This is a genomic window from Saccharopolyspora hordei, assembly GCF_013410345.1.
GTDB lineage: Bacteria > Actinomycetota > Actinomycetes > Mycobacteriales > Pseudonocardiaceae > Saccharopolyspora > Saccharopolyspora hordei.
Map to the genome: position 1 here is coordinate 1,483,771 of NZ_JACCFJ010000001.1, position 25,621 is coordinate 1,509,391.

Annotated in this window: 23 protein-coding genes and 1 pseudogene; 12 read left to right on the plus strand and 12 right to left on the minus strand. The window is 73.3% G+C overall.

From position 1 onward, the window contains the following. The first annotated feature begins 57 nt into the window (after nucleotides 1-57). The 3 genes and pseudogenes from HNR68_RS07060 (at nucleotide 58) to HNR68_RS27375 (ending at nucleotide 2,323) form a co-directional block, all read left to right on the plus strand. On the plus strand, nucleotides 58-1,086 hold the full coding sequence (locus tag HNR68_RS07060; RefSeq protein ID WP_179724723.1) for a tetratricopeptide repeat protein: 1,029 nt from the start codon (nucleotides 58-60) through the stop codon (nucleotides 1,084-1,086). 358 nt (nucleotides 1,087-1,444) lie between these two features. Next, nucleotides 1,445-1,903: pseudogene (locus HNR68_RS27370) on the plus strand (RCC1 domain-containing protein); the annotation flags it as partial. Nucleotides 1,904-1,921: 18 nt separating this feature from the next. Then, nucleotides 1,922-2,323 (plus strand): RCC1 domain-containing protein, encoded by a 402-nt coding sequence (locus HNR68_RS27375; RefSeq protein WP_343050451.1) that lies wholly within the window; start codon nucleotides 1,922-1,924, stop codon nucleotides 2,321-2,323. 141 nt (nucleotides 2,324-2,464) lie between these two features. On the opposite strand, the gene HNR68_RS07070 is transcribed toward HNR68_RS27375, so the two are convergent. Beyond that, nucleotides 2,465-3,151: an MBL fold metallo-hydrolase gene (locus HNR68_RS07070; RefSeq protein WP_179718808.1), complete on the minus strand. Its 687-nt coding sequence runs from the start codon at nucleotides 3,149-3,151 to the stop codon at nucleotides 2,465-2,467. 396 nt (nucleotides 3,152-3,547) lie between these two features. Between HNR68_RS07070 and HNR68_RS07075 the strand changes: the two genes are divergently transcribed. Continuing rightward, on the plus strand, nucleotides 3,548-4,729 hold the full coding sequence (locus tag HNR68_RS07075) for a macrolide family glycosyltransferase (protein WP_179718811.1): 1,182 nt from the start codon (nucleotides 3,548-3,550) through the stop codon (nucleotides 4,727-4,729). A gap of 528 nt (nucleotides 4,730-5,257) precedes the next feature. Further along, nucleotides 5,258-6,235, plus strand: a complete 978-nt coding sequence (locus HNR68_RS07080; RefSeq protein ID WP_343049981.1) for an aldo/keto reductase — start codon at nucleotides 5,258-5,260, stop codon at nucleotides 6,233-6,235. Between the two features lie 1,976 nt (nucleotides 6,236-8,211). Here the strand turns inward: HNR68_RS07080 and glpK are convergent. Together glpK and HNR68_RS07090 are read right to left on the minus strand one after the other, a co-directional pair. Beyond that, complete coding sequence (gene glpK / locus HNR68_RS07085) at nucleotides 8,212-9,717, minus strand: glycerol kinase GlpK (RefSeq protein ID WP_179718812.1); 1,506 nt, start codon at nucleotides 9,715-9,717, stop codon at nucleotides 8,212-8,214. Nucleotides 9,718-9,752: 35 nt separating this feature from the next. Then, on the minus strand, nucleotides 9,753-10,505 hold the full coding sequence (locus HNR68_RS07090) for an MIP/aquaporin family protein (protein ID WP_246330407.1): 753 nt from the start codon (nucleotides 10,503-10,505) through the stop codon (nucleotides 9,753-9,755). 315 nt (nucleotides 10,506-10,820) lie between these two features. Between HNR68_RS07090 and HNR68_RS07095 the strand changes: the two genes are divergently transcribed. Beyond that, nucleotides 10,821-11,648, plus strand: a complete 828-nt coding sequence (locus HNR68_RS07095; RefSeq protein WP_179718814.1) for a DeoR family transcriptional regulator — start codon at nucleotides 10,821-10,823, stop codon at nucleotides 11,646-11,648. A gap of 199 nt (nucleotides 11,649-11,847) precedes the next feature. Continuing rightward, complete coding sequence (gene glpD, locus HNR68_RS07100) at nucleotides 11,848-13,584, plus strand: glycerol-3-phosphate dehydrogenase (RefSeq protein ID WP_179718816.1); 1,737 nt, start codon at nucleotides 11,848-11,850, stop codon at nucleotides 13,582-13,584. 170 nt (nucleotides 13,585-13,754) lie between these two features. On the opposite strand, the gene HNR68_RS07105 is transcribed toward glpD, so the two are convergent. The 8 genes from HNR68_RS07105 to HNR68_RS07140 form a co-directional block, all read right to left on the minus strand. Further along, nucleotides 13,755-14,546 carry an ESX secretion-associated protein EspG gene (locus HNR68_RS07105; RefSeq protein ID WP_179718818.1) on the minus strand — a complete coding sequence of 264 codons (792 nt, stop codon included), beginning with the start codon at nucleotides 14,544-14,546 and terminating at the stop codon, nucleotides 13,755-13,757. Beyond that, nucleotides 14,543-15,373, minus strand: coding sequence for a PPE domain-containing protein (locus HNR68_RS07110; protein ID WP_179718820.1), 831 nt, complete (start codon nucleotides 15,371-15,373; stop codon nucleotides 14,543-14,545). The genes HNR68_RS07105 and HNR68_RS07110 overlap by 4 nt, the downstream gene beginning before the upstream one ends. Before the next feature lie 6 nt (nucleotides 15,374-15,379). Then, entirely contained in the window at nucleotides 15,380-15,751 is a 372-nt protein-coding gene (locus HNR68_RS07115; protein ID WP_179718822.1) for a hypothetical protein, read from the minus strand. Between the two features lie 236 nt (nucleotides 15,752-15,987). Beyond that, nucleotides 15,988-16,644 carry a DUF3558 domain-containing protein gene (locus HNR68_RS07120; RefSeq protein WP_179718824.1) on the minus strand — a complete coding sequence of 219 codons (657 nt, stop codon included), beginning with the start codon at nucleotides 16,642-16,644 and terminating at the stop codon, nucleotides 15,988-15,990. 49 nt (nucleotides 16,645-16,693) lie between these two features. Then, on the minus strand, nucleotides 16,694-17,071 hold the full coding sequence (locus HNR68_RS07125; protein WP_343049982.1) for a DUF1707 SHOCT-like domain-containing protein: 378 nt from the start codon (nucleotides 17,069-17,071) through the stop codon (nucleotides 16,694-16,696). A gap of 110 nt (nucleotides 17,072-17,181) precedes the next feature. Next, entirely contained in the window at nucleotides 17,182-18,513 is a 1,332-nt protein-coding gene (locus tag HNR68_RS07130; protein ID WP_179718826.1) for a cation:dicarboxylate symporter family transporter, read from the minus strand. 266 nt (nucleotides 18,514-18,779) lie between these two features. After that, nucleotides 18,780-19,415, minus strand: a complete 636-nt coding sequence (locus HNR68_RS07135) for a Maf family nucleotide pyrophosphatase (RefSeq protein WP_179718828.1) — start codon at nucleotides 19,413-19,415, stop codon at nucleotides 18,780-18,782. A 272-nt stretch (nucleotides 19,416-19,687) separates the two neighbouring features. Next, complete coding sequence (locus HNR68_RS07140; RefSeq protein ID WP_380574436.1) at nucleotides 19,688-21,523, minus strand: Xaa-Pro dipeptidyl-peptidase; 1,836 nt, start codon at nucleotides 21,521-21,523, stop codon at nucleotides 19,688-19,690. 124 nt (nucleotides 21,524-21,647) lie between these two features. Here HNR68_RS07140 and HNR68_RS07145 point away from each other — a divergent pair, with 124 nt between their 5' ends. From HNR68_RS07145 to HNR68_RS07160, 4 genes are all read left to right on the plus strand, one after another. Further along, a complete protein-coding gene (locus HNR68_RS07145; RefSeq protein WP_179718830.1) occupies nucleotides 21,648-22,475 on the plus strand; it encodes a biotin--[acetyl-CoA-carboxylase] ligase in 828 nt (275 codons plus the stop codon). A gap of 77 nt (nucleotides 22,476-22,552) precedes the next feature. Next, nucleotides 22,553-23,071, plus strand: a complete 519-nt coding sequence (locus HNR68_RS07150; protein ID WP_179718832.1) for a PH domain-containing protein — start codon at nucleotides 22,553-22,555, stop codon at nucleotides 23,069-23,071. A gap of 37 nt (nucleotides 23,072-23,108) precedes the next feature. Further along, a complete protein-coding gene (locus HNR68_RS07155) occupies nucleotides 23,109-24,059 on the plus strand; it encodes a hydroxymethylglutaryl-CoA lyase (protein ID WP_179718835.1) in 951 nt (316 codons plus the stop codon). Continuing rightward, nucleotides 24,056-24,697 (plus strand): adenosylcobinamide amidohydrolase, encoded by a 642-nt coding sequence (locus HNR68_RS07160; protein ID WP_179718837.1) that lies wholly within the window; start codon nucleotides 24,056-24,058, stop codon nucleotides 24,695-24,697. The genes HNR68_RS07155 and HNR68_RS07160 overlap by 4 nt, the downstream gene beginning before the upstream one ends. A 3-nt stretch (nucleotides 24,698-24,700) precedes the next feature. Here the strand turns inward: HNR68_RS07160 and HNR68_RS07165 are convergent, their stop codons facing one another. Then, the gene (locus tag HNR68_RS07165) at nucleotides 24,701-25,150 is read right to left on the minus strand and encodes a MaoC family dehydratase (RefSeq protein WP_179718839.1); all 450 of its coding nucleotides are present in this window, start codon (nucleotides 25,148-25,150) and stop codon (nucleotides 24,701-24,703) included. 228 nt (nucleotides 25,151-25,378) lie between these two features. Here HNR68_RS07165 and HNR68_RS07170 point away from each other — a divergent pair, with 228 nt between their 5' ends. Beyond that, nucleotides 25,379-25,621 carry a hypothetical protein gene (locus HNR68_RS07170; protein WP_179718841.1) on the plus strand — a complete coding sequence of 81 codons (243 nt, stop codon included), beginning with the start codon at nucleotides 25,379-25,381 and terminating at the stop codon, nucleotides 25,619-25,621.

The following is a 25,621-nucleotide window of genomic DNA, read 5'->3' on the forward strand; positions in this document are numbered from 1 at the left end:
AGAGCGAGCGTCCGGCGTGCTGTTGCCAATGCGGGTGGAGACACGAAGGTGGCCGAGATGTACGGCAAGGCGTTCGCGCCGGAGTTCCAGGGACGGCTCCGGAACCTGTCGGTGAACACCGAGTACGAGACCGTGCTCGCCAAGGCGCAGGAGGAAGAGGCCCGCGCGGAGGCGGAGCAGGACGCTCTCGCGCTCGCCCAGGCCAGGCTGGTGGTGGCCGAGGCCTGCCGGCGGTTGGGCCGGATCGCCGAGGCTGACGCCGCGTGGCGCGCCAGCTACCGGGCGGCCCGGGAGGCGGAGGACCTGGGTGCGATGGCGTGGGCGTTGTGGAACGGGGGGACCCTGGCGCGGCAGCGCGGGCAGATGACCGCCGCGCTGCGCTGGCTCGGGCTCGCGAAGGACGTGGCGACCCAGGCCCGGGACGTGGTGGCGTTGGGGTACTCGGTCGCCGGCATCGCCGAGACGCTGCGGATCCGCGGCGACTACGCCGAAGCCCGCGACCTCCACGAGAAGCTGCTCGCCGAAGCGCGCCGGCGCGGGGAGACCCGGCACACGGTGTGGGCGCTCGAAGGCCTGGCCCAGCTCGACCGGAACGCCGGTGACCTGGACGCGGCGTGGGAGCGCTTCGCCGAGGCCGCCCAGATCGCCGAGAACGGGGGTGACGAGCGGGGTCTGGCGTGGGCGCTGCGCGGCTTGGCGGACGTGCTGTCGCTGCGCGGCGAGCACGACGAGGCGTTGCGCCTGTTGTCGCGGGGCGAGCAGATCTGCCGGCGGATGGACCTGTCCAGCGCACTGGCCTACAACCGGAAGATGCGCGGCAACGTGCTGTTCCGCGCCTGCTGGTACGGCGAGGCCGCTCGCACGTACCAGGAGGCGGTGACGATGTTCCGTGCCATGAACGAACCGCGCGGTGCGGCGCTGGCCGAACTGGGGTTGCTCAAGAGCCGCGACAAGCTCGGCCGTCCGCGACCAGCCACCGAGCGCGACCTGCGTGCTCTTCTGGACACGTTGGACGCCCGGGAGCACCGGCACACCCGGAAGATGGTGCAGGACGCGCTCGACGAACTCATGGAACTGGCCGCGTGAGGCGACGACCGCGCACCCGGTGACCACGGTGCCGCGGCGCGGGAGTCTCACCGATGCTCGGTCGGTGCCGGCGGGGTGTTCCAGCCTCTCCTCCGTGCGAGGGGCTCGGTGCGGCAGGTTCGGTTCGCCTTCCAGCACGCGCTGTCGGCTCCACAATGGACTGCGCTGGTCCGGGGGCGCTGGGTGGTGGATGGCGTGATCGGCCCGTGCAGCGGCGTCGTCCTCTCCGTCGTGGGAGAACGCGGCCTCCACGGTCGTGTCGTGGCCCGCTGAGGACCGAGGACTCCGCGGCTGAGCGCAGTCCGACGTAGGGTGGCCTCTCATGTCCGAGGGCACGTGCCGAGCTCGAGGAGGCGGGATGGTCGTCGGCTCGGCGACCCTGGCGGCCGGGAGGCGGCATTCGGTAGCACTCCGCCGGGACGGGACCGTTGTCGCCGTGGGCGCCACCGCAGCCGGTGAGTGCCGTGTCGAGCAGTGGGACGACGTCGTCGCGGTGGCGGCCGGCAACGTCCACACCGCGCGGAACACGGGCAGGTCGCACACGGTGGGGCTCCGGTCGGACGGCACGGTGCTGGCAACGGGGTGGAACGGCGATGGACAGTGCGATGTGACCGGGTGGCGAGGCATCACAGCGGTGGCCGCGGGATGGCGCCGCACGCTCGGGCTGCTCGCCGACGGTCGGGTGCTCGCCGTGGGCCGGGGGGCCGAAGGGCAGTGCGACGTGCGGTCCTGGCGCGAGGTCGTCGGCCTCGCGTGCGGTGACTGGCACTCGGTCGGCCTCCGGGCCGACGGTTCCGCCCTGGCCGTGGGGAACGACCGACGAGGCCAGTGTGCCGTGGCAGGGTGGCGTGACCTGGTCGCCGTGGCGGCCGGGTACCTGCACACCGTCGGCCTCCGGGCCGACGGACGGGCGGTGGCGACGGGCGACCGGTCGACCGGGGCGTGCGAGGTCGGTGAGTGGCGCGACGTGGTGGCGATCAGTGCGGGCAGCTACCACACCGTCGGCGTCACGGTGTCCGGGCAGGTCCTCGCGGTGGGAGACAACAGCTGCGGACAGTGCGAGGTCGCCGGGTGGCGCGACATCGTCGCCGTGGCGGCCGGTTCCACGCACACCCTCGGCCTGCGCTCCGACGGCACTGTCGTCGCCACCGGGAACGACGCCGACGGGCAGTGCGGAGTCGGTTCCTGGTCCGGAGTCCGGCTACCACGGCCCCCGGGCCGCACCGGTGCGGACTGAACCAGCCGTCGCGTGATCTCGTCCGGGTACCGGCCGCCGGACGGCCTCGCCGACCGGCACAGGCCGTTCCGCTGCCGGCCGCGGCGCCTCGCGAGACCGGGGAGCGGGCGTCACCGCTGCTCACGTCTCGGTGGGGCGCGGTCAGTCGGTGAGCGTCGCGGCTGCTGCGCGGAGTCCGGCACCGCCGTCGTGCGTGATCGGTTCGCCGTGACCGAAGCAGACGACGTCGGTGTCCAGTGCGGCCAGGCGGCGGAACGACTCGACCGTCCTCGCCCGGTCCCGGTTGAAGGTGCCCAGCACGACCTCGCCGACGTGGGCGATGGTGTCCCCGGCGAACAGGGTCCTGCTCCGTGACACGTGAACAGCGGTGCTCCCGTCGGTGTGGCCGGGGGTGGAGAGCACGCGGGCACCGCCGCCGAAGTCGAGCACGTCGCCCTCGGCGATCTCCTGGTCGACCGGGCACGGCGGGTGCGGCGGCACCTGCGGGACGACCCTGTCGAACAGCGGGCGTTCCCAGTCCTGCAGCACCGGTTCCGGGCGGGGCCGTTCACCCTGGATGACCGCCACGTCCCCGGCGTGCGCCAGCACCGGTGCGCCGGTGGCCGCGCGGAGCTCGGCGGCGGCTCCCACGTGGTCCTCGTGCCCGTGGGTGAGGACGATCCGCTCCAGCTCGGCGCCGAGCTCGACCAGCAGTGCGGTGATGGCAGGACCGGAGCCGGCGATGCCGGTGTCGACCAGGGTCGCGGAGCGCCCGTCCAACCACAGGCAGGCCTGGCCGAACTCGGGGCGCAGGAGGTACAGGCCCGGTACGACGAGGTCGACGTCCACACCCGCACGGTAGGCGCGGACCGGCCCACGCGCTGCCGGATCCGCTGTGGGCAGAGCCGAGGCCGACCAGGCGGAAATGGGCGCGACGCGCCGTCGTCCGGTGCGTTAGCCTGGCCGCGTGGTGCAGAAGCAGCTCTACCTCTGATCGCGCTCTCGTCCGCGGCCCTGCGGTGACGTCGTCCCGCCCCGGCCGCGTGGCGTGACGCGCCCGCACCGGTCCGGCGCGGTGGTGCACCGCACGCCGCGCACTGGTCCCGCATCCCCTCCGCACGCTGCGAGCTGGTCTCCTGCCGTCGTGCCCGGGGTTGGAGCGGACCCGGTCGCTCGGGCGAAGCCGACACCGTTGACCAGTTCCTCGCCGCGGCGAGGGCTTCGCTGATCAGGAGCACAGAGCACATGACCAACGCTGCGCAGAACGCGCACCGCACCCGGCCCGCGCACATCGGCTTCTTCACCATCCCGGCGCACGGGCACGTCAACCCGACCCTCGGCTTGATCACCGAGCTGGTGAGCCGGGGGCACCGCGTCAGCTACGCGGTCACCGACGCGCTCGTCGCCCCGGTGGTCGAGGCCGGGGCGACCCCGGTCCGCTACACCTCGCTGCTGCCGGGGTCACCGACCGCGGCCCGGCAGGAGTGGCCGAACGACGAGGTCGAGGCGCGGTTGATGTTCCTCGAGGAGACCAAGTTCGTCGTGCCGCAGCTCGAGGCGGCGTTCGCGGCGGACCTGCCCGATCTCGTCATCTACGACCTCCCCGACTTCCTCGTCCTCGCCGAGAAGTGGGGAGTGCCGGCGCTGCAGCTGTGCCCGACCCACGTCTACACCGAGGACCTGGAATCCGTCCTGGACATGACGCCGACCCCGGAGAAGCGGGCGGTGGAGCGGGCCTACGACGAGTACTTCGCCGAGCAGGGCCTGGCCCTGACCCACGAGGTCCTCGTGCACCCGCGTCGCTGCATCGTGACCATCCCGCGGAGCTTCCAGTACTTCGGGGACACGGCCTCGGACGTCTACACGTTCGTCGGCCCGATGCTCACCGAGCGGGCGTCCCAAGGGGACTGGCAGGCGCCGGACGACCGACCGGTGCTGGTGATCTCGTTGGGCTCGGCGTACAACGACCGCCTGGACTTCTTCCAGAGGTGCCTGCGGGCGTTCGCCGACCTCGACTGGCACGTGGTGATGTCCGTCGGGCGGTCGGTCGACCCGGCCGAGCTGGGCGAGGTCCCGGCGAACTTCGAGGTGCACCAGTGGATCCCGCAGCTGCGGGTGCTGTCCCAGGCGAGCGCGTTCATCACGCACGCCGGCATGGGCGGCACGATGGAGGGCCTGCACCACGGCGTCCCGCTGATCGCGGTGCCGCAGGCCGCCGACCAGTTCATGAACGCGGCCCGCATCGAGGAGCTCGGTCTGGGCGTGCGGCTGGACTCCCAGACCGCCACACCGGAGCAGCTGCGCGCCGCGCTGGAGGAGGTCTCCGCCGACGAGGAGATCCGGGCCCGGGTGGTGGACATGCAGCGGGAGATCCAGCAAGCCGGTGGCGTGCGCCGGGCGGTCGAGATCGTCGAAGCCATGCTGTAGCAGGACCGGGCGCCACCCGCCGGTCCCGCCCGGCGGGTGGCCCGGCGCGGCTTCGAGGTGGCGGTGCCGGGTGGCCTGACGAACGGCGAGGTCAGGGCGACGTGGCACGTCGATCGACGTGCCGCGGCACCGGTGCGCCCATCACGGCCGACGCCCGCAGCGACGTCCTCGCCACCACCTGAGCCGACCGAGCTCGCTCCTGGTGCGCGGCGGCTGACCGTGGCCTCCCGCGCACCGGCCGTGATACCTGTGGAGCGGCGCGCGGAAGCGAGGTGGCGCGATGATTGCGCTGATCACCGGTCTGCGGACCGGCGGCGTCCGACTCCCCGCTCGGCGGGAGCAGGCGCACGCGGCGGGTCCGGCCGTGGCGTGGCGCGGAGACGGCCGCGCTGGTGGTGGTCCCGCGGCGGTGCGGGACACCGTGGGGCGCCGGGGAGCGCGGTGCGGTCACACCGCCGGTCCGGTGCGGACACCGGGGCTGCGGGCGGTCGCAGCCGGCCGCGCGATCGGTGTGCGGTGGGAGTCGGTGTGAAGCTCGGTGGCTCGGACGTCGTGGTCTCCCCGCTCGGGTTCGGGGGTGCGGTGATCGGGAACCTCTACCGGGAGGTCGACGAGGAGACCGCGCTCGGCGCGGTGGACGCGGCATGGGACGCGGGGATCCGGTACTTCGACACCGCACCGCACTACGGGCTCGGACTGGCCGAGCGCCGCCTCGGCGCGGCCCTCGCCGGTCGGCCGCGGGACGAGTTCGTGGTCTCGACGAAGGTCGGCAGGCTGCTGGTGCCGAGCCCGGGAACCGCGGGCGCGCCTGACGCAGCGGGGTTCGCCGTGCCGGCGGACCACCAGCGGGTGTGGGACTTCAGCGCCGACGGGGTGCACCGGTCGCTGGAGGCGAGCCTGCGTCGGCTCGGCCTCGACCGCGTGGACCTGGTGTTGATCCACGACCCGGATGAGCACTGGTCGCAGGCGCTCGGCGAGGCGTACCCGGCCCTGCACGAGCTGCGCGCGCAAGGCGTGGTCGGCGCGATCGGTGTCGGCATGAACCAGTGGCAGGTGCTGGAGCGCTTCGCCGCCGAGACCGATGTGGACGCGGTGATGCTCGCCGGGCGCTACACGCTGCTCGACCAGTCCGCGGCGGCCACCATGCTGCCGACGTGCGTGCGCCGGACCGTGTCGGTGCTGGCCGCCGGGGTGTTCAACGGCGGTGTCCTAGCCACCGACGAGCTCGGCCCGGAGGCGATGTTCGACTACGCGCCCGCGGCGCCGGAGCTGCGGGCGCGGGTCGCCCGGATCGCCGAGGTGGTGCACCGGCACGGGGCGCGCGTGCCGCAGGTGGCGATGGCCTTCGCCGCGGCACACCCGGCCGTGGCCAGCGTCGTCGTGGGGGCCCGGTCCGCCGAGGAGGTCCGGCGCAACGCCGACCTCGTCGAGCGACCGGTGCCCGCGGCGGTCTGGGAAGAACTGGTCGCGACCGGTCTGCTCCCGTCCGACGTGCCACTCCCGTGACGCCTCACCGTCCGAGGGCGCTCTCTCCTCGGCGCAGTCGGACGGTGGTCCACTGGAGCGGCACCTGAGCAGGAGACGATCGGAGCACGTGCGATCTCCACGCTGAGGTGCCCGCGACCCGGCTGCTCCCGTCGGACGTGCCGCTCCCAGCCCGACGCGTTCGGGGTTGATGCGACCGGAGTGCATCGGTGCAGGTCTCCACGCCGAGGAGCCCGCGCCCGGGTCCGCTCCGAGGTGGGCTCCTGCGGTTCGGCGCCGTATTGACCGCGGCACAGCGGGAGCACTGGAGTCACCTGTGGAGGGACGAACGCGGCCGGGCCGCCACGGTCCGACGTGCCGATCCCGTGACACCTCACCGTCGGCCGGAGCTCCCAGCCAGCCGGCTCGCGCCCCGTCGCCTCGCCGCAGCTCCCCGCTGCCCGACCACCGGCGTCGCACCCGTCGTGAGTGCTGGAACCGGCTCCAACCGGTTCACGCACTCACGACCGGACCCACCAGCGGGGGCGACGCCCATCGGCGGAGTGACCGCTCTGGGAAGACGCTGTGCGCGGTGGCGGTCGGCGGGCACCGATCGCCACGGCGCACCGGTCGTGAGTGCGTGAGCCGCCTCCAACCGGTTCGAGCACTCACGAGGCACCTCGGTGCGGCCACGCGAGGCGGGGGAGTTCGGGTGGCCGCGCGAGGTGCCGACTCCCCGTCGACGTCACCGACAGCTTCGACCGGGGGTCCTGGAGGGATCGGACGAGGCTGTGCGCGCCAGCGAGAGGCGTTGCGCGACAACGGGTTCCGGGAGCACGGTCCGCTGGTCGTCGATGTGCGCTCGATGGAGTGCGGGTCGGCCCGTGCTGGACACCGCGCGCACCGCGCGCCGGTGAGTCGGGTGCCGGCGCACGGGCCTCGAGAGCGGTTCGTGTCTCGGACCTCGTGAGCGCTCGGCGGATGAGTGGTGGTCACCGGTCGCCTCGCGCGAAGCGCTCCCTGCCGCGTGAGGTGGGTGGTTGTGATCTCGCGAGCTGCTGAGGAGGTCAAGTGCACCTCCCGCCGGCTCAGTCGGTCGAGGTGCCCGGCACCCACTCCCCGCCGGCCGGACCGACGGCGTTCGTCACCGTCCGCGTGCTCCGCTCGCCCGTGCAGCGCGGCGCGGACGGGCGCAGGGCTCCTGGTGGACGCGTTCGGTCGTGAGTGCGGAAGCCGGTTCCAGCCGGTTCGAGCACTCACGAGGCGACCTCGTCCGTGCCGGGCGGGGGAGCGTGGACGACCGTGGTGCCGACGTGTCGCCCCGCGGTCCCCCGGAGGGACTGCTCCGCGTGCAGTGGGTCGGCGGCGGACGTCGTGGTTCGACCGGCGGTTCGACTCGCTCGCGTCCTGCACCAGCTGGTGGGCGCGCCCTCTCCCGGCGGGGTGGGCCACTGCCGGGGTTTCCTCTCGCGGTGGGTGGGCCACTGCCGGGGTTTCCTCTCGCGGTGGGTGGGCCACTGCCGGGGTTTCCTCTCGCGGTGGGTGGGCCACTGCCGGGGTTTCCTCTCGCGGTGGGTGGGCCACTGCCGGGGTTTCCTCTCGCGGTGGGTGGGCCACTGCCGGGGTTTCCTCTCGCGGTGGGTGGGCCACTGCCGGGGTTTCCTCTCGCGGTGGGTGGGCCACTGCCGGGGTTTCCTCTCGCGGTGGGTGGGCCACTGCCGGGGTTTCCTCTCGCGGTGGGTGGGCCACTGCCGGGGTTTCCTCTCGCGGTGGGTGGGCCACTGCCGGGGTTTCCTCTCGCGGTGGGTGGGCCACTGCCGGGGTTTCCTCTCGCGGTGGGTGGGCTACCGCCGGGGTTTCCTCTCGCGGTGGGTGGGCTACCGCCGGGGTTTCCTCTCGCGGTGGGTGGGCCACTGCCGGGGTTTCCTCTCGCGGTGGGTGGGCCACCGCCGGGACCCGCTCCCGGAACGCCTGCGGCCCGGCCCCCGCCGGGGGCCGGGCCGCGTCGTGTCGGCTGGTCAGTCGACCCAGTCGAGGGTCTTGGTCACCGCCTTCTGCCACTGCTTGTACTGGCGTTCGCGCAGCTCCTCGGGCATCTGCGGGTCCCACTGCTTGTCCTTGGCCCAGTTGGACCGGATGTCCTCCTCGCTGCCCCAGAAGCCCACGGCCAGGCCCGCCGCGTAGGCCGCGCCCAGGGCCGTGGTCTCCGCGACCACCGGGCGGATCACCGGCACGCCGAGGATGTCGGCCTGGAACTGCATGAGCAGCTCGTTGCCGACCATGCCGCCGTCGACCTTGAGCGACTTCAGCGGCACCCCGGAGTCGGCGTTCATCGCCTCGATCACCTCGCGGGTCTGGTACGCCGTCGCCTCGAGCACGGCGCGGGCCAGGTGGCCGCGGTTGACGTAGCGGGTCAGGCCGACGATCGCGCCGCGCGCGTCGGAACGCCAGTGCGGGGCGAACAGGCCGGAGAACGCGGGCACGAAGTAGGCGCCGCCGTTGTCCTCGACGGTGCGGGCGACCTGCTCGATCTCCGGGGCGCTGGCGATGAGGCCGAGGTTGTCCCGCAGCCACTGCACCAGCGAGCCGGTGACCGCGATCGACCCCTCCAGGCAGTACACCGTGTCGTTGCTGCCGATCTTGTACCCGACGGTGGTGAGCAGCCCGTTCTCGCTGATCACCCGCTCGGTGCCGGTGTTGAGCAGCACGAAGTTGCCGGTGCCGTAGGTGTTCTTGGCCTCCCCGGGCGACAGGCAGGCCTGGCCGAAGGTGGCCGCCTGCTGGTCGCCGAGGATGCCCGCGATCGGGATGCCGGCGAACACGCCGCGCTCCCGGAACTTGCCGTACACCTCGGATGAGGAGCGGATCTCCGGCAGCATCGCCGTCGGGATGCCGAGCTCGGCGCAGATGTCGGCGTCCCAGTCCAGCCGCTCGAGGTCCATCAGCAGCGTGCGGGAGGCGTTGGTGGGGTCGGTGACGTGCAGTCCGCCGTTCGGCCCGCCGGTGGAGTTCCACAGCAGCCAGGTGTCCATGTTGCCGAACAGCAGCTCGCCGCGCTCGGCCCGCTCGCGGGTGCCCTCGATGTTGTCGAGGATCCACTTCACCTTGGGCCCGGAGAAGTAGGTCGCCAGCGGCAGGCCGGTGGTGCGCTGGTACCGGTACTGCCCGGCGTCACCGCTGGACAGCTGGTTGACGATCTCGTCGGTGCGGGTGTCCTGCCAGACGATGGCGTTGTACACCGGCTTGCCGGTGGCCTTCTCCCACACCACGGCGGTCTCCCGCTGGTTGGTGATGCCGACGGCGGCGATGTCGGAGGACACCAGGTCGGCCTTGGCGAGGGCGCCCGCGCACACCTGCCGGGTGTTGGTCCAGATCTCGGCGGGGTCGTGTTCGACCCAGCCGGCCTTCGGGAAGATCTGGCGGTGCTCCATCTGGTCGACCGCGACGACTCGTCCGGAGTGGTCGAAGATCATGCACCGGGTTGAGGTCGTGCCCTGGTCGATGGCGGCGATGTAAGAGGCCATCTCTCGTTCTACCTTCCTCTGTGGACGAAGTCTGGTCAGCCGGCGACGGGCAGTGCGAGAGCCAGCGCACCCGCCAGCACCCCACCGAGGATCGGGCCGGCGATCGGCACCCACGAGTATCCCCAGTCAGCCGAACCCTTGCCGTGGATCGGCAGCAGGGCGTAGGCGATGCGCGGGCCCAGGTCACGAGCCGGGTTGATGGCGTAGCCGGTCGGCCCACCGAGCGAGTTGCCGATGCCGACCACGAGGAAGGCCACCGCGGCGTAGCCGAGCGCGGCGTTGCCGAACGTCGGCACGCCGTCCGGGCCGGCTTCCGCGCCGGGGCTGAGGATGATCCAGGCGACGAGCACGAACGTGCCGATGGCCTCGGTGACCAGGTTCCAGGGGGTGTTGCGCACCGTCGGGGCGGTGGCGAAGACCCCGAGCGTGCCGCCCGGGTCGTCGTGGGTGTCGAACTGCAGCTTGTAGGCGGCCCAGCACAGCACGGCGCCCACCGTGCCGCCGATGAGCTGCGCGATGATGTAGACCGGCACCTGCGACCACGGCGTCTGGCCGTTGACCGCCAGCCCCAGGGTCACTGCCGGGTTGATGTGCGCGCCGGTGGGTTCCGCGATGCTGGCGCCCGCGAAGACGGCGAAGCCCCAACCGAAGTTGATCATCAGGTAGCCGCCCCCGTGCCCACCGCTCTTGCGGAGCACGTTGTTGGCGACGACGCCGCAGCCCATCAGCGTGAGCACTGCCGTCCCCATCAACTCCCAGAGGAAGATCTCCCCGAGACTGGTCGTCATTCTTGTCGTTCCCCTCTTCATGCCGCCGTTGGCACAGGCGGGATGTGATGACTGTCCGACATGGAGTGAGTCGGGACGGTACTGCCGCGTGCGAACACGTGTCCATGCATGCGGCCAGTCGCGCGCCCGGGATTGCTCCGTCCTGCCCAATCCGCCGTCCGACCACGCGGGGACGGCCCGGGCCGCCCCGTGCGGCAGTGCGACCCGAGCCGCTCCATACCGTGCGGTAACATTAGACTTGAGAAAAACAACAGGGCAAGATGTCTTCGATGGTGTTTTCATCGAGTTAGGTGTGGGAGCGAGGGGAGGTCGGCGGTGGCAGCTCGACGTCCGTCCGAGAAGCAGCAGGACCGGCGGCGCAGGATCACCGAGCTGGTGATGGCCGAGGGCACCCTGCGCATCGACGACCTCGTGGCGACCATCGGCGCCAGCGCGATGACCGTCTACCGCGACCTCGCCGACCTGGAGTCGCAGGGACTGGTGCACCGCAACCGGGGCAACGTCTCGGCGGCGTCGTCGCTGCTGTACGAAGCGGCGTCCGAGTACCGCCTGCCGCAGAACAAGGAGGAGAAGGAAGAGCTCGCCCGCGCCGCCGCCGAGCTGGTGGAACCCGGGCAGGCCCTGGTGCTGGACGACTCCACGACCGGCGTCTACCTGGCCCGGCTGCTGCCGGAGCGGGCGCCGCTGACCGTGGTCACCAACCACCGCGGCGTGTTCGACGAGCTGCGGAACGCGCCGGGGATCAGCCTGATCTGCGTGGGCGGCGACTACCTGCCGTGGGCGGACGCCTTCGTCGGTGGCATGGCGCTGGACTCGCTGCGCAACCTGCGGGTCGACCTGGCGATCATGTCGGTCTCCGCGGTCACCGACGGCATCTGCTGCTACCCGCAGCAGGAGATGGTGCAGATCAAGAAGGCGATGCTCGCCTCGGCGCAGCGCCGCGTGCTCTACGTCGACCACACCAAGTTCCGCCGGCGGGCGTTGCACGCGGTGGCGCCGGTGGAGGACTTCGACATCGTGATCGTGGACTCCAAGACCCCGAGCTCCGACATCGAGGTGCTGCGCGACCGCGGCGCCCTGGTCGAACAGGCGGGGAAGACGCGCGGTGCCGCATCGAGCACGCACCGTGCCGGTCGGGCATGATGGCCAATCGTCGAGGCCCGGCCGGTGGAGGGCACGGGGTGCGCGGTGACCCGGACGGTGACCCGCGTTCGCCTCGGCGGAGGTGTCCTCGCGCGGAGACCAGCGCGTGCAGCGGGAAGACCTGAGTCCCACCCCGCGAGCGGCGGCCGCTGCCGCTCCCGAAGACCTGGTGGGACGCGATTCGAGCGAGGAGGACGCGGTGTCCGAAGACAAGACGGAGAACCGGCTGAAGGGCACGTTGGGACCGGTCGAGCGCGCCGAGAACTGGCGTCGGCTGGGCGCCGGTGATTTCGACGTCGTGGTGATCGGCGGCGGTGTGACCGGTGCCGGTGCGGCGCTGGACGCGGCGACCCGCGGGCTGAAGGTGGCGCTGGTCGAGGCCCGCGACCTCGCGGCCGGCACGTCGAGCCGGTCCAGCAAGCTGTTCCACGGTGGTCTGCGCTACCTGGAGCAGCTGGAGTTCTCGCTGGTCCGCGAGGCCCTGCGGGAGCGCGAGCTGATGCTCACCCGCATCGCGCCGCACCTGGTCAAGCCGGTGCCGTTCCTGTACCCGCTGACCCGCCGCATCGTCGAGCGCCCGTACACCGCGGCCGGGCTGTTCCTCTACGACACCATGGGCGGGGCGCGCTCGGTGCCGGGCCAGAAGCACCTGTCCCGCGCCGGTGCGCTGCGCATGGTGCCCGCGCTCAAGCGCAACGCGCTGATCGGCGGCATCCGCTACTACGACGCCCAGGCCGACGACGCCCGGCACACCATGACCGTCGCCCGCACCGCGGCCCGCTACGGCGCGGTGGTGATGACGTCCGCGCAGGTCACCGGCTTCCTGCGGGAGGCCGACCGGATCGCCGGGGTGCGGGTGCGCGACGTGGAGACCGGCGAGGAGACCGAGGTCCGCGCGCAGGCCGTGATCAACGCGACCGGGGTGTGGACCGACGAGCTGCAGAAGCTCTCCGGTGGCCGCGGCCGGTTCCGGGTGCGCGCCAGCAAGGGCGTGCACATCGTGGTGCCGCGCGACCGCATCGTCGCCGAGACCGGGCTGATCCTGCGCACCGAGAAGTCGGTGCTGTTCGTCATCCCGTGGGGCAACCACTGGATCGTCGGGACCACCGACACCGACTGGAACCTCGACCTGGCGCACCCGGCCGCCACGAAGTCCGACATCGACTACATCCTCGAGCACGTCAACACGGTGCTGGCCACCCCGCTCAGGCACGAGGACATCGAGGGCGTCTACGCCGGGCTGCGCCCGCTGCTGGCCGGGGAGAGCGAGGAGACCTCCAAGCTGTCCCGCGAGCACGCGGTGGCCCGGGTCGCGCCGGGGCTGGTGGCGATCGCCGGCGGCAAGTACACGACGTACCGGGTGATGGCCGCCGACGCGGTGGACGCCATCGCGCCGGACATCACCGGGCGGATGGCCTCGTCGATCACCGACCGGGTCCCGCTGCTCGGCGCCGACGGCTACCACGCGCTGGTCAACCAGGCCGACCAGCTCGCCGCCGAGCACGGCCTGCACCCGTACCGGATCCGGCACCTGCTGGACCGCTACGGCTCGGAGATCCACGACGTGCTGGGCCTGGCCGCCGACCGGCCGGAGCTGCTCAAGCCGATCCCGGCCGCGCCGAACTACCTGCAGGCCGAGGCGGTGTACGCGTGCAGCCACGAGGGCGCGCTGCACCTGGAGGACGTGCTCACCCGCCGCACCCGCATCTCGATCGAGTACGCGCACCGCGGCGTGGACTGCGCCGAGCCGGTGGCGCGGCTGATGGCCGGCGTCCTCGGCTGGGACGAGGCGCAGGTCGAGCGGGAGGTCCAGGTCTACACCCAGCGCGTGGAGGCCGAGCGCGACTCGCAGACCCAGCCCGACGACGAGGCGGCGGACGCCAAGCGGTCCGCGGCCCCGGAGGCCCGCGACCGCCTGCACGAACCGCTGGTCTGAGCCGGCCCCGCGCCCGGTCCCACTGACCTCGTCCGACGGGACCGGCGCGGCGTGACCCCGGCGGCGGCGCCAGCCGCGGGGGTCACGAGGTGGAGGGCACCTTTCGCCCACGGGGTCGAAGGGTGCCCTTCACGCGTGTGTGGAGGGGCGTTCAGGCGTGCCGGCGCCGGTCAGTCGGCGGGGGTGACCTCGGTGAGGAGCTCCTCGACGTGCGCGGTCAGGCGGCGGGTGTCGGCGGGGGCGATCGTGCTCCACACGTCGCCGGACGGGGACTCCCGGCGCAGCTGGGCGTAGCGGCCGTGCGCGGTGTCGAAGAACCCGACCACCCGGCCGGCCCGGACCCGGCGGCCGAACCGGTCGCGGGCCGCCGCGCCGAACTGCCCGCGCGCGGACACGCCGGTGACCATGCCGGTCAGCGCCTCGGCGTCGTCGGCGCGCACGCCCCGGCGCTGCAGGGCGCCGGTCAGCTGCTCCACGTTGTCCCCGGCGTCCTCCGCGGCCGCGTCCAGGTCGCTGCTGAGCAGCGACACCGACCGGCCGGGACCGGCCTGGGCCGGTGGCAGCACCGAGACCGCTTCGCGGGGCAGGCCGGTCGCCGACGCCGCGCGGAAGCTCAGCTCGTCACCGTCCTTGACCACCAGCACCGCGTCCCCGCCGTCGGCGGCGGCGAGCACCCGCACGCTGCGGCCCAGCCAGAACCGCCCGTCGACCTCGCGGTCGGGGCGGGCCAGCAGCCGCAGCATCCGTTCCAGCTCCGGGTCGACGTCGGTCGGCCGCCCGAGCCCGCGGGCCCCGAGCGACCGCCACGCCGAGTCGACCAGGCGAGCGCGTTCGGTGTGGGTGCGGCCGGGTGAGGGGACCTTGAGCACCAGGGGCATCGTCTCCAGCTCCAGGTGCTCGACGAGCACGTCGTACTCCAGCGCCGACAGAGCGATCCGCCGGGTGGTCGCGGGAGACGTCATTGCCCGGGCTCGCCCCCGATCACCGGTCGCGCCGGCGACTCCACCAGGTCGAAGAAGCCGCCCCGGCGTACCTTCTCCGTGACCTTGCGGTCCACGGCCTCGTCGCGCTCGCTCGAGCGCCGGACGCCCTTCCCGGCCGACCGGCCCTCGCCGCGCGAGGCACCACCGCCGGCGGTGCGCTGCCCCGGCGCCGGGGGCGTCGAGCCGCGCGGTGTCGGCACGGCCGACGGGGCCCAGCTGATGGTCACGGTCTGCTGACCGGTGGGCGCGCCGGAGCCGCCGCCGACCGGGGCGTCCACGACGACCCGCGGCGGTGGCGTGAACGAGGCCAGGGACGTCGTGTTGGCCTGCGTGGCCGCCTCGTAGGTGCGCATCACGTCGAACGCCCGCTGCTCGGCCGCGTGCTGCGCGGCCTCCTGCAGCTCGTAGTCGGTCTGCCCGCCGAACAGGTGCGTCAGCAGCGACTGCGCGGCGCTCGGCTCCTCGGCGGTGACCTCGACCGGCGGCGGCATGTCGCGCCGCGCCTTGCTGATCAGCTCCGCCTGCTGCTCGGCCCGCTCGCGCATCACGGTCGTGGCCTCCTGCGCCAGCGCGGCCCAACCGCCCAGCGGCCGCAGCCCCTCCCGGGCGCTGTCCGCCGCCGCGCCCTGCCAGCCGTCCATGGCCGCGGTCATCGCCGCGGTCAGCCCGGCGTCGATGTCACCGAGGGCGCGGGTGAGCTCGCTCCAGCGGCGCACGCTGTCGGTGGACCCGTCCGGTCCCGGTCCGTCGTGGATCTGCGCGTACAGCTCGGGGTGCCGGTACCCCTGCCACCTGTGGTCGCTCATCGCTGGTCAGCAGCCTCCGATGCCCATCGCGCTGTCCTGGTCGATGCGCTCGTACTCGCGGTTGGCGCGCTCCAGCGACTCGGCCGCGGCCTGCAGCTGGTCGCGGTAGCCGCACAGCGCGGTCAGCGCGTCCTCGCCACCGCCGACCGAGCGCCGGTTGAACTCCTCGGCGGCCTCGGCGCTGACCGGGTCACCGGCCCACGGCCGGATGCGCAGTTCGGTGATGGCGTGCTCGATCTGCAGGCCGACCGCGTCCAGCGATTCCTGCAGCGCGTTGACCAGCTTCGGGATCGCGGCGGGCTCGACCTGGACCGAGCCGCCGGACACACCCGGTAGGGCTTCGGTCGAGCTGTCGCCCCACGGCGCAGTGAGCGGCACGTCTCCCCCTCCCACAGGTGAGGGCCTGGGGCCCTCGTGGTCGAGCGCCGGGTCGGTGCGGGGCCGCGCGCCGGTCCAGGTGGTCGCGGGGCACCTGCCCGGGGCGCGGGGCACCCGAGCGCTCGAGCGACTCCACGTCCAGAGGGACACTGTAGTCACCAATCGTCACACTGTGGAGTGCTCCATACGCGGTGAGTATCACTCCCCGGTCCCGCACGCCCGATCGCTCTGCGTGGTCAGCTCGGTTCGGCGGACTCCGTCTGCGGCGCCGACGTCGAGGTCTCCGGCGCGGCCAGGGTGGCCACGGCGTCCTCGGCGACCCGCTGGGCCCCGGCGCACAGCTGGTCCACCGGCGACGGCGGTTGCGCGCCGTCGTCGCGGTACAGCACGTCGAGGTGCTGGCCCTCGGCGACGTCCACCGCCACGTTGCAGGACAGGTCCAGCCCCGGCGTCTTGATGACCAGCGCGGGGAAGCCGCCGACCACCACCGGGGTGGCCTCCACCTGCGCGGTGTCGTCGGTCCACACCCCCATGCCCTCGGTGGTGATCAGCGCCAGCCGGGCGCCGACCTTGGCGGTGGTGTTGCGGTAGCTGCAGGTCGCCGCGTTGCCGAACCCGGCTTCGGAGTCGGGGATCGGCTCGCGGTCGAAGCCGAGCTGGCTGCGCTGGGCCGGGGTGAGCAGCGTGCACGGCCCGATCTCGTCGAGGGGCAGCTCGAACGGGCGGGGCGGCGGGGGTGCCGGCGTGCTCGACGTGGGCAGCGGCATCGGCGGCGGCGGAGCGGTGTCCGCGGTCGGCTGCGACTGCCACAGACCGCACCCGGTGAGGGCGGCAGCGCCGACGGCGAGCAGCGCGCCCAGGCGCCGAGCCCCGGTGATCCGTGAGCTGTGCATGCTCACACCGTAACGAAGCGTGGTCGTCGAGGAGGTCGTGTCGGGCCGCTCACCGCCGCCACGTGGACCAAACGACCACCGCGAGGGGGACCAGCAGGACCAGGGCTGCCTGCCGGGCCACGAGCAGCAGGACGACCGCCAGCACCGCGGCGCCCACCCCGAGCACGACCTTCGTCGGCACCGCGCTCACCGGTGAGGTCCGCGCCGGGGGTTCCGGCTGGGCGCGCTCGGGCCGGGGTGCGGGCAGGTCGTCGAACAGCGCCTCCAGTTCGGAGCGGTACCGGGCGGCGGCGGCCTGCCGGCAGCGCTCGTCGTACTCGGTGACGTCGAGCCGTCCATCGGCGAAGTGCTCGCCGAGCAACCGCATGGCGAGCTCGCGTTCGGGGTCGCCGATGCGGAGGTCCTTGCCCCGCCGTCCCTTCTCCACGCCCCCATCCTACGGTCGGCGGACCCCCGATCGAGCCCGTCGACGGGACCTCGCCGCGGTGCGACGAGGGCGCCGCCGACCGGGGTCGACGGCGCCCTCGACGTCTCGGGTCAGGTGCGGGCGAGCTCCTCCGCGCTGTCGACCAGCGGGGTGCTCGGCCGGGCCAGCACCTCGTCGTCGAGCAGGCCCTCGCTGCGGGCGACCACGGTCGGCACCACGATCTGGCCCGCGACGTTGGTGGCGGTGCGCACCATGTCCATGATCGGGTCCACCGCGTAGGCGACCGCGATGCCGGTGGCCACCACCTCGGCCGGGAAGCCCAGCGCGGCGGTGGTCAGCGTCAGCATGGTGAACCAGCCGGTGACCCCGGCGGTGGCGATGGCGCCGAACACCGCGACCGCGACGATCGTCAGGTACTGCACCGGACCGAGGCCGATGCCGAAGAGGTTGGCGATGAAGATCGAGCCGACGGCCGGGTAGATCGCGGCGCAGCCGTCCATCTTCGTCGTGGTCGCCAGCGGCACCGCGAAGTTCGCGTAGGACGGCGGCACACCCAGGTCCTGCGCGGTCTGCCGGGTCAGCGGCAGGCTGGCGCTGGAGGAGCGGGAGACGAACGCGAACTGCAGCACGTTCCAGGCCTTGGCGAAGAAGCGCACCGGGCTGACCTTGGCCACCAGGCCGAGCAGCAGCGGGTAGACCACGAACAGCACCAGCGCGCAGGCCACGTAGGTGGAGCCGATGAGCGTGAGCAGTGGCGCGAAGAACTCGTTGCCGTAGCTGGCGACGGCGTTGCCGATGAGGCCGAGGGTGCCGAGCGGGGCGAGCCGGATGATCCAGCCGAGCACGCGCTGGATGACCTCGAAGGCCGCCTTGCTGAACTCGACGAACGGGGCCGCCTTCTCACCCAGGCTGTAGGTGGCGGCGCCGATGACGAGCGCGACGAAGACCACCTGCAGCGTCTCGCCCTCGGCGAAGGCGCTGATCAGGTTGCTGGGCACCAGACCGGTGATGAGGTCCCACCAGGACCCCTCGGTCTTCTCGCCGATGGCCTGCAGCTTGTCCGGGTCGGGTTCGATGACCAGGCCGCGCCCCGGTTGGACCAGCGTGCCGACGGCGAGCCCGATCGCCACCGCGATGAGCGAGGTGATCGCGAACCACAGCGCGGTCTTGCCGCCCAGCCGCGCCGCGACGCGACCGCCGCCGAGGCCGCGGAGGCTGTTGATGCCCACCACGATGGCGGTGAAGATCAGCGGCAGCACGGTGAACGTGAGCAGCTTGGTGAAGATCGAGCCGATGGTCTCCAACGTGGTGGCCAGCCACGCGGCGCCGGTCTGCTTGGCGATGTAGCCGAGCAGGGCGCCGAGCACCAGCGACGCGATGACGGCGACGGCGAACAGCTTGGGGTTGAGGCGCAGGCGCGATCGCCGAGCAGTGGTGGACACAGGGGTCTCCTGGAGTCTCGCGAACGGGGTACGGGCAGATCGGGTCGAGCTGGGGCGCGAACGTCAGGCGCAGGTCGTGCGGCGGTGCCGCGCTCGATCACCGACAGCCGGAACTGGCCTGCCGTCGCAGGTCGACGTGCAGGCGCGACGTCAGGTACAGCCGTCGGAGGGTGCCCATCGCGACCTTCTTAACCAGGTCGGGGGCGGAACTCATCCCGGAGTAATCGAATTGTGCTCGTGTTCACCCGAGTGCCAGGAGCTCGGTGTCACTCCGTGGTCGAGCGGTTCCACAGCGTCACGACGCTGACGCCGACCTCGGCGAGCAGCGTGCGGGTCAGCGGCAGGCTGATCCCGAGCACGCTCGACGGGTCGCCGTCCACGCCCTCGATGAACCAGCCGCCGAAGCCCTCGAGGGTGAAACCGCCTGCCACGTGCAGCGGCTCGCCGGTGGCGAGGTACGCCTCCAGCTCCTCCTCGCTGGGTTCGCCGAACCGCACCGTGGTGCCCAGGTGGCCCGCGGCGCGGGCGGTGACCTCGCCGTCCCGCAGGCGCGCGATCGCGTGCCCGGTCAGCAGTTCGCCGCTGCTGCCGGCGTTCTGCGCCCACCGCTTGGCGGCCGCCTCCCGGGTGCCGGGCTTGCCGACGACCTCGCCCTGCGCGGTCAGCAGCATCGAGTCGCAGCCGACGACGACCGCGTCGGGCTCCTCGGCGCCGATCTCGGCGGCCACCGCGTCGGCCTTGGCCTGCGCGAGCGCGGTGACCAGCTCGGTGGGGGTGGGGTCGGCGAGCGACGCGGTCACCGCGTCCTCGTCGACGCCGGAGACGCGCACCAGCGGCTCGATCCCGGCCGAGCGCAGCACGGACAGGCGAGCGGGCGAGGCGGAAGCAAGCACGAAGCGCACCCCGCCGATGGTAGTCACCCCGGATCCCCACCCGACCCGCCGCAGGCCTCCGCGCCTGGAGCCCTCACCCCCGTCCGGCACCGGAGCGCGGTCCGCGTGGGAACCGGACGTCCGGTTCCCACCCGGATCGCGTCACCTCGGTCGACGAGGGGAGCCGTGACGGCCGCGGGTGGCACGAGCGGAAGTCGTTCCACTGTGGACCGGAAGGGTCCTGGTGCCGGGCACGCGGGACCCCAGGCCGTCCACAGTGGAACAGATCGGCTCGACGCAGCTCACCGCGCCGCCGGGACGTCGCGGTTGAGCTGCACGTGCGGGCGGGCCGGGGCGTGGTCCGGGCGCACGGTCGGCAGGCTCGTCCCGGCCGCCGCCACCGCCGGCAGGCCGCCGACGACCGGCAGCGTCACCGAGGTGCCGCTCAGGTCGATCCCGACCTCGCCGGGCTGGCGCGGCGCGACGATGAACGCGCTGTCCGTGCCGCCGATGACCAGCGCCAGCCGGTGCCCGGCGGGCACCACGTGGTCGGTGGTGGCGAGCCGGAACGTCATCGTCCGCGGCACCCCCGGCTCCAGCGGCCGCTCCTCGTCCAGCGACTCGTGGTTGGCCAGGTCCGCCCAGCCGCGCGCGACGACCTCGAAGTCCACGTCGGCCGTGGTCGCCTCGGTGTCGTGGTAGCAGGCGTCGTCGCCGGGACGGCTCTCGCCCCAGCACGACTCGGTCTCCAGCGTGCGGATGCCCTCGCCCTGCCCCAGGTAGTCGCGGGTGGTGGCAGGACCGTAGTCGACGAGCACCGCGGACAGGTGCGCTGTCGGCGTGCTCGGCACGGCGGTGACGGTCACCGAGCCCGTCCCGGCGATGCGCACGTCGCGGCCCACCGGTGCGGTGCTGAACAGCACGCGGGCCGGCGACGGCTGGTCGGGCTCCGCGACCCAGTCGTACTCGTCCAGCGACGGGTCGTCGGTGAACGACGCGGTGCCGCTGCCGGGCTGCGGGCCGAGCCCGTCCTCGCGCGGGTGGAGCACGACGTCCTCGGCCAGCTCGCCGGACCAGGTCGGCTCGTCCACCCAGACGTCGGGTGCGCGCTCGACGCTCGCCGCGGGCTCGTCCTCGATGCCGTTGTCCACCCCGAGCAGCCAGTGGTCGAACCAGCGGTGCAGGGTGTCCACCCACTCGGCGCGGCGGAAGTCGAACGGGTCGACGTGCCCGGTCTGGCTCAACCACAGCTTGCGCGGCACGCCGTGCTGGGCCAGCGCGTCCCACCACTGCCCGAGCTGGACGGTCTTGACGTTGAGGTCGCCGAGGCCGTGCACCGCGAACACGCTCGCGGTGACCCGGCCGGCGTCCGGCACGTGGTCCCGCTCGGTCCACAGCGGAGTGCGGTCGCCGTCGGCCGGGGCGCCCTCGGTCAGCTGCTGCTTGACCGGGCCGCAGTCCGGGCGGCCCCCCTCCTCGACCGTCTCGGCCAGCCCGGCCGGGTCGAAGCCGAACGACACGCCGTCGGAGCGGTAGTAGTCGTACCAGGAGCTGATCGCCCCGATCGGCACGATGGTGCGCAGCCCCTCCACCCCGGTGGCGGCCACGCCGTTGGCGATCGTGCCGTCGTAGGACTTGCCGATCATGCCGACGTCACCGGTGGACCAGCTCGCCTCCACCTGGTCGCCGCCCGTGGGCGCGTCGAACCCGGGGGCGCGCCCGTTCAGCCAGTCGACCACGGCCTTCGCCGAGGTGATGTCGGACGGGCCGCCGACGAAGAAGTTGTCGTAGAACAGCGGGAAGCCGAGCGGACGGCCCTGCTCGTCGTAGGTCTTCCGCTCGCTCTCGTTGCCGCGCCCGCAGCACGAGTAGTAGGGGCTGGCGTCCATGATCACCGGGACCGGTCGGTCGGTGCCGGACGGTCGCACGACGTCCGCGGCCACCCGGTCGACCACGCCGTCGCCGTCCCCGTCCAGCCCGGTCTCCACCCACACCGTCTCCCGCACCGGTTCGGCGGTGAAGACCGGCTGGCTGCGCCCGTCCCTGACCTGCTCCGGCGCCTGCGCGGTCGCCGGGCCCGGCGCCACCCCGGACAGCACCAGCGCCGCGCACGGCAGCACCCACCAACGTCTCCGCACCGTGCCCACCTCCGCCGAGCACGGTACGGAGCAAGATCACCGCTCCGCCACAGCCGAAAGTGTGCTGGGCGCGGCCGCCCCGCCGCGCGGCACGCCGCCCGGTGGCCCCGCATACGCTGGGGGCGTGACTGCTGTGCTGCTGGACGGTGGACGGCTGCGCGCCCGGTTGGTCGACGCCGGACCGTACGCCGCGCTCGACGTGGTGACCGTGACCGGCTCGACCAACACCGACCTGGCGGCGGCCGCGAGCCGAGGTGCCGCGGACCGGACCGTGCTGATCGCCGAGGAACAACGGGCCGGGCGCGGCCGCATGCAGCGCCAGTGGACCTCGCCGCGCGGCCAGGGGCTGTTCGTGAGCGTCCTGCTGCGTCCCGAGGTGCCGCAGTCCGCGGTCTCCTGGGTGCCGCTGGTCGCCGGGATCGCGCTGGCCGAGACGGTGCAGCGCACCACCGGCGTGCCCGCCCGCCTGAAGTGGCCGAACGACCTGCTGCTGGGCAGCGGCGACGAGTGGCGGAAGGCCGCCGGGATCCTCGGCGAGGCGGCGGCCGGGCCGGACGGCCTCGCGCTGGTGCTCGGCATGGGCGTCAACGTGCTGCAGCGTCCCGAGGACCTGCCCCGCGGCGCGGGCGGCCTGCCCGCCACCTCGCTGGCCGCGGAGGGCGCGGAGGTCGACCGGGAGGAGTTCGCCGTGGCGTTGCTCACGGCGTTCGCCGAGGCCGAGGGCAGCTGGCGCGCGGCGTCCGGGGACGTGGTGGGCAGCGGGCTGCTCGACCGGTACCGCGCGCTGTGCAGCACCCTGGGGCAGCAGGTCCGCGTCGAGCTCGGGCCCGAGGAGCAGCTGCGCGGCGTCGCCACCGACGTCGACACCGAGGGCCGTCTCGTGGTGCGCGCGGACAGCGGGCGGACCACCGCGGTCTCCGCCGGCGACGTGGTCCACGTGCGACCGGCCTGAACGGCGACGACCGCGTCGGACGGCGCGCGGGCGGTAACGTGATCGGCGATCGCGACGCGGCTGGAGGAGGGGAACCGGTGGCCTACCCAGACGACCTGCTCGGCGAGGACGAGTACGTGGTCGTGCACAAGCACCCGCACTGGAAGATGCTGGTCGTCCCGGTGCTGCTGCTCTTCGTGGTCGTCGGCGGCGGTTCCTACCTGGCGGCGCTGGCCGCCCCCACGCCGTGGCACCTGCCCGCGTGGATCGCGCTGGCGGTGGTCGGCGTCGTCCTGCTCGCCTGGCTCACCCTCGCGCCGCTGGTGCGCTGGCGCACCACGCACTTCGTGGTCACCACGCACCGGCTGATGGTCCGCGAGGGGGTGTTCACCCGCAGCGGCATCGACATCCCGACGTCCCGGATCAACTCGGTGCGCTTCCGGCACGGCCTCCTCGACCGGGTGCTCGGCTGCGGCACGCTGATCGTGGAGTCCGCTTCCGACGAGCCGCTGGAGTTCGACGACATCCCGCAGGTGGAGAAGGTCCACACACTGCTGTACCGCGAGGTGAACGACGACCCGCGGGACGATCCGGGCTACGCGGGGGAGGGCCGATGAGCCCGTCGCCGGTGGCCCGCTGGACACGGGAGGGCTGATGGGACCGCGTGAACTGGGTCTGCCGATGCAGGTGGCCGCGCCGGAGCCGGGCGAGCTGCCGGACGCGGTGACGATCTGGGAGGTCGGCGCGCGCGACGGGCTGCAGAACGAGGAGCAGGCCGTGCCGGTGGAGGTGAAGCTGGAGTTCCTGCACCGCCTGGCCGACGCCGGGCTGACGGTGCTGGAGGCGACCAGCTTCGTCCGGCCCGAGTGGGTCCCGCAGCTGGCCGACGCCGCGGAGCTGCTGGCCGGGCTGGACCGCGCACCCGGTGTCCGCTACCCGGTGCTGGTGCCGAACGCGCGCGGCCTGGACCGCGCGCTGGAGGCGCAGGTCCGCGACATCGCGATCTTCGCCTCCGCCACCGAGACCTTCACCCGGCGCAACCTCAACCGCGGCCTCGACGAGCAGTTCGCGATGTTCGAGCCGGTGGTGCAGCGCGCGGTCGGCGAGGGCCTGTCGGTGCGCGGGTACGTCTCGATGTGCTTCGGCGACCCGTGGGAGGGTCCCGTGCCGGTCGAGCAGGTCGTCTCGGTCGGGAAGCGGCTGCTGGAGATGGGCTGCGACCAGCTGTCCCTGGGCGACACGATCGGCGTGGCCACCCCGGGCCACGTGTCGGCGCTGCTGCGCGCGTTCGTCGCGGCCGGTGTCGGGGTGGACCGGTTGGCGGTGCACTTCCACGACACCTACGGCCAGGCGCTGTCCAACACCCTCGCCGCCCTCCAGCACGGTGTGACCACTGTGGACTCCTCGGCGGGCGGGCTGGGCGGCTGCCCGTACGCGAAGTCGGCCACCGGCAACCTCGCCACCGAGGACCTGGTGTGGATGCTCGACGGGCTCGGCATCAAGCACGGCGTCGACCTCGGTCGGCTCGTGGCCACCAGCGCCTGGATGGCCGAGCAGCTGGGGCGCCCGAGCCCCTCGCGCGTCGTCAAGGCGCTGAGCTCGTGACCGCACCGAACCCGGTCCTGCACACCGTGCAGGACCGGCCAGTGCTGGTCTGGCAGTGCGCCCGGCCCTGGCTGGCGATCTCCTCCGCGCCCCGCGGCGGCGGCATCGGCCTGCGGGACTGGGTGCTCAACGCGACCGTGCAGACCGACTACGACCACCCCGACCCGGCGGCGCACGTCGGCGAGATGGCGGCCGGCCTCGGGCTGTCGGGGGAGGGCGTCGGCCTGCTCACCGCGGTGGACGTGCGCCACGAGGTCACCGCGACCGACGGCGGCGTCCGGGCGAGCGTGACCACCGGCGCGAACGCGCCGATCTGGGCCGCCGCGCCCGCCGAAGCGCGGGCGTGGGCGCCGGGCACGATCAACGCGGTCTGCTGGTCCCCGGTGCGCCTCAGCGAGGCGGCGCTGGTCAACGCGGTGGCGACGGTCGCCGAGGCCAAGGCCCAGGCGCTGGGCGAGGCCGGGATCCCGGGCACCGGGACGGTCACCGACGCCACGGCGGTGCTGTGCCCCGCCGACGGAGCGGCCGAGGCCTACGGCGGTCCCCGTTCCCGCGTCGGCGCGGCGCTGGCCCGCGCGGTCCACGCGGCGGTGACGGCGGGCCTGCGCGTCGAGAACCCGCGCCACGACCCGCGCTGACCGTCAGTCCTGCTCGCGGGTGCCGAACATGCCGACGAAGCTGAAGCGCAGCACCCGCTGGCCGTCGCGGTCGGCCGTGCCGGTGATGTCCACCAGGCCGAGGTTCGGCCGGGTCTGCGAGCGGCGCCGGTCGGTGACCTCCGCCTTCAGCCGCAGCACGTCACCGGGGAACACCGGGGCCAGCCAGGCCAGCTCGTTGCCGCCCGGCGAGCCCTGCGACGTCGAGTCGGCCAGCACGTGGTCCACGTAACCGCGCATCCACAGCGACGCGGTGAACCACCCGGAGGCGCACAGCCCGCCCAGCACCGACTCCTTCCCGGCCTCCTCGTCGAGGTGGAACGGCTGCGGGTCGAAGCGCTCCGCGAAGGCCAGCATCTCCGCCCGGTCCACGACCACCTCGCCCAGGTCGAACGTCCGGCCGGGCGTGAGGTCCTCGTACGCGATCGTCGCCATTGCCCCATGCTGTCAGCGGGACACCCCCGTTCGCCGCAGTGCACCGTCGAGATCGTGCTCACACCGGGTGTACGGGGACTCGGACGATCCGGTGCGATGGCAGGTCGGGGCGGGGAGCGCGGGAGCGGACGTGGAACCATCTCCCGCAGCGGTGCACGCCGAGTCTCGCGCTGCCCCGGTCGACCGCACCGCCGCGCCAGCTCGGAGCGAACAGGGGAGGGAGCGCCCGTGCCGAACGATCACCACACCCAGGTGGCCGAGCTGGTGGTGGACCACCAGCGCAGGTGCGCCGCCGCGCGCCGGGCGCTCGCTCCGCGGGGTGCGCTCCGCGCGGTGACCGCCGACCTGCGGCCCGGACCCGCGTCGGAACCGGTGCAGCGCAACGGATCGGGCCGCTCCGGCGATGATGGTGCCGAGGGCGAGGTCTCCTCGGGCGGGAGCTGGACGCAGCACGGCCCGGGACGGGAGTGA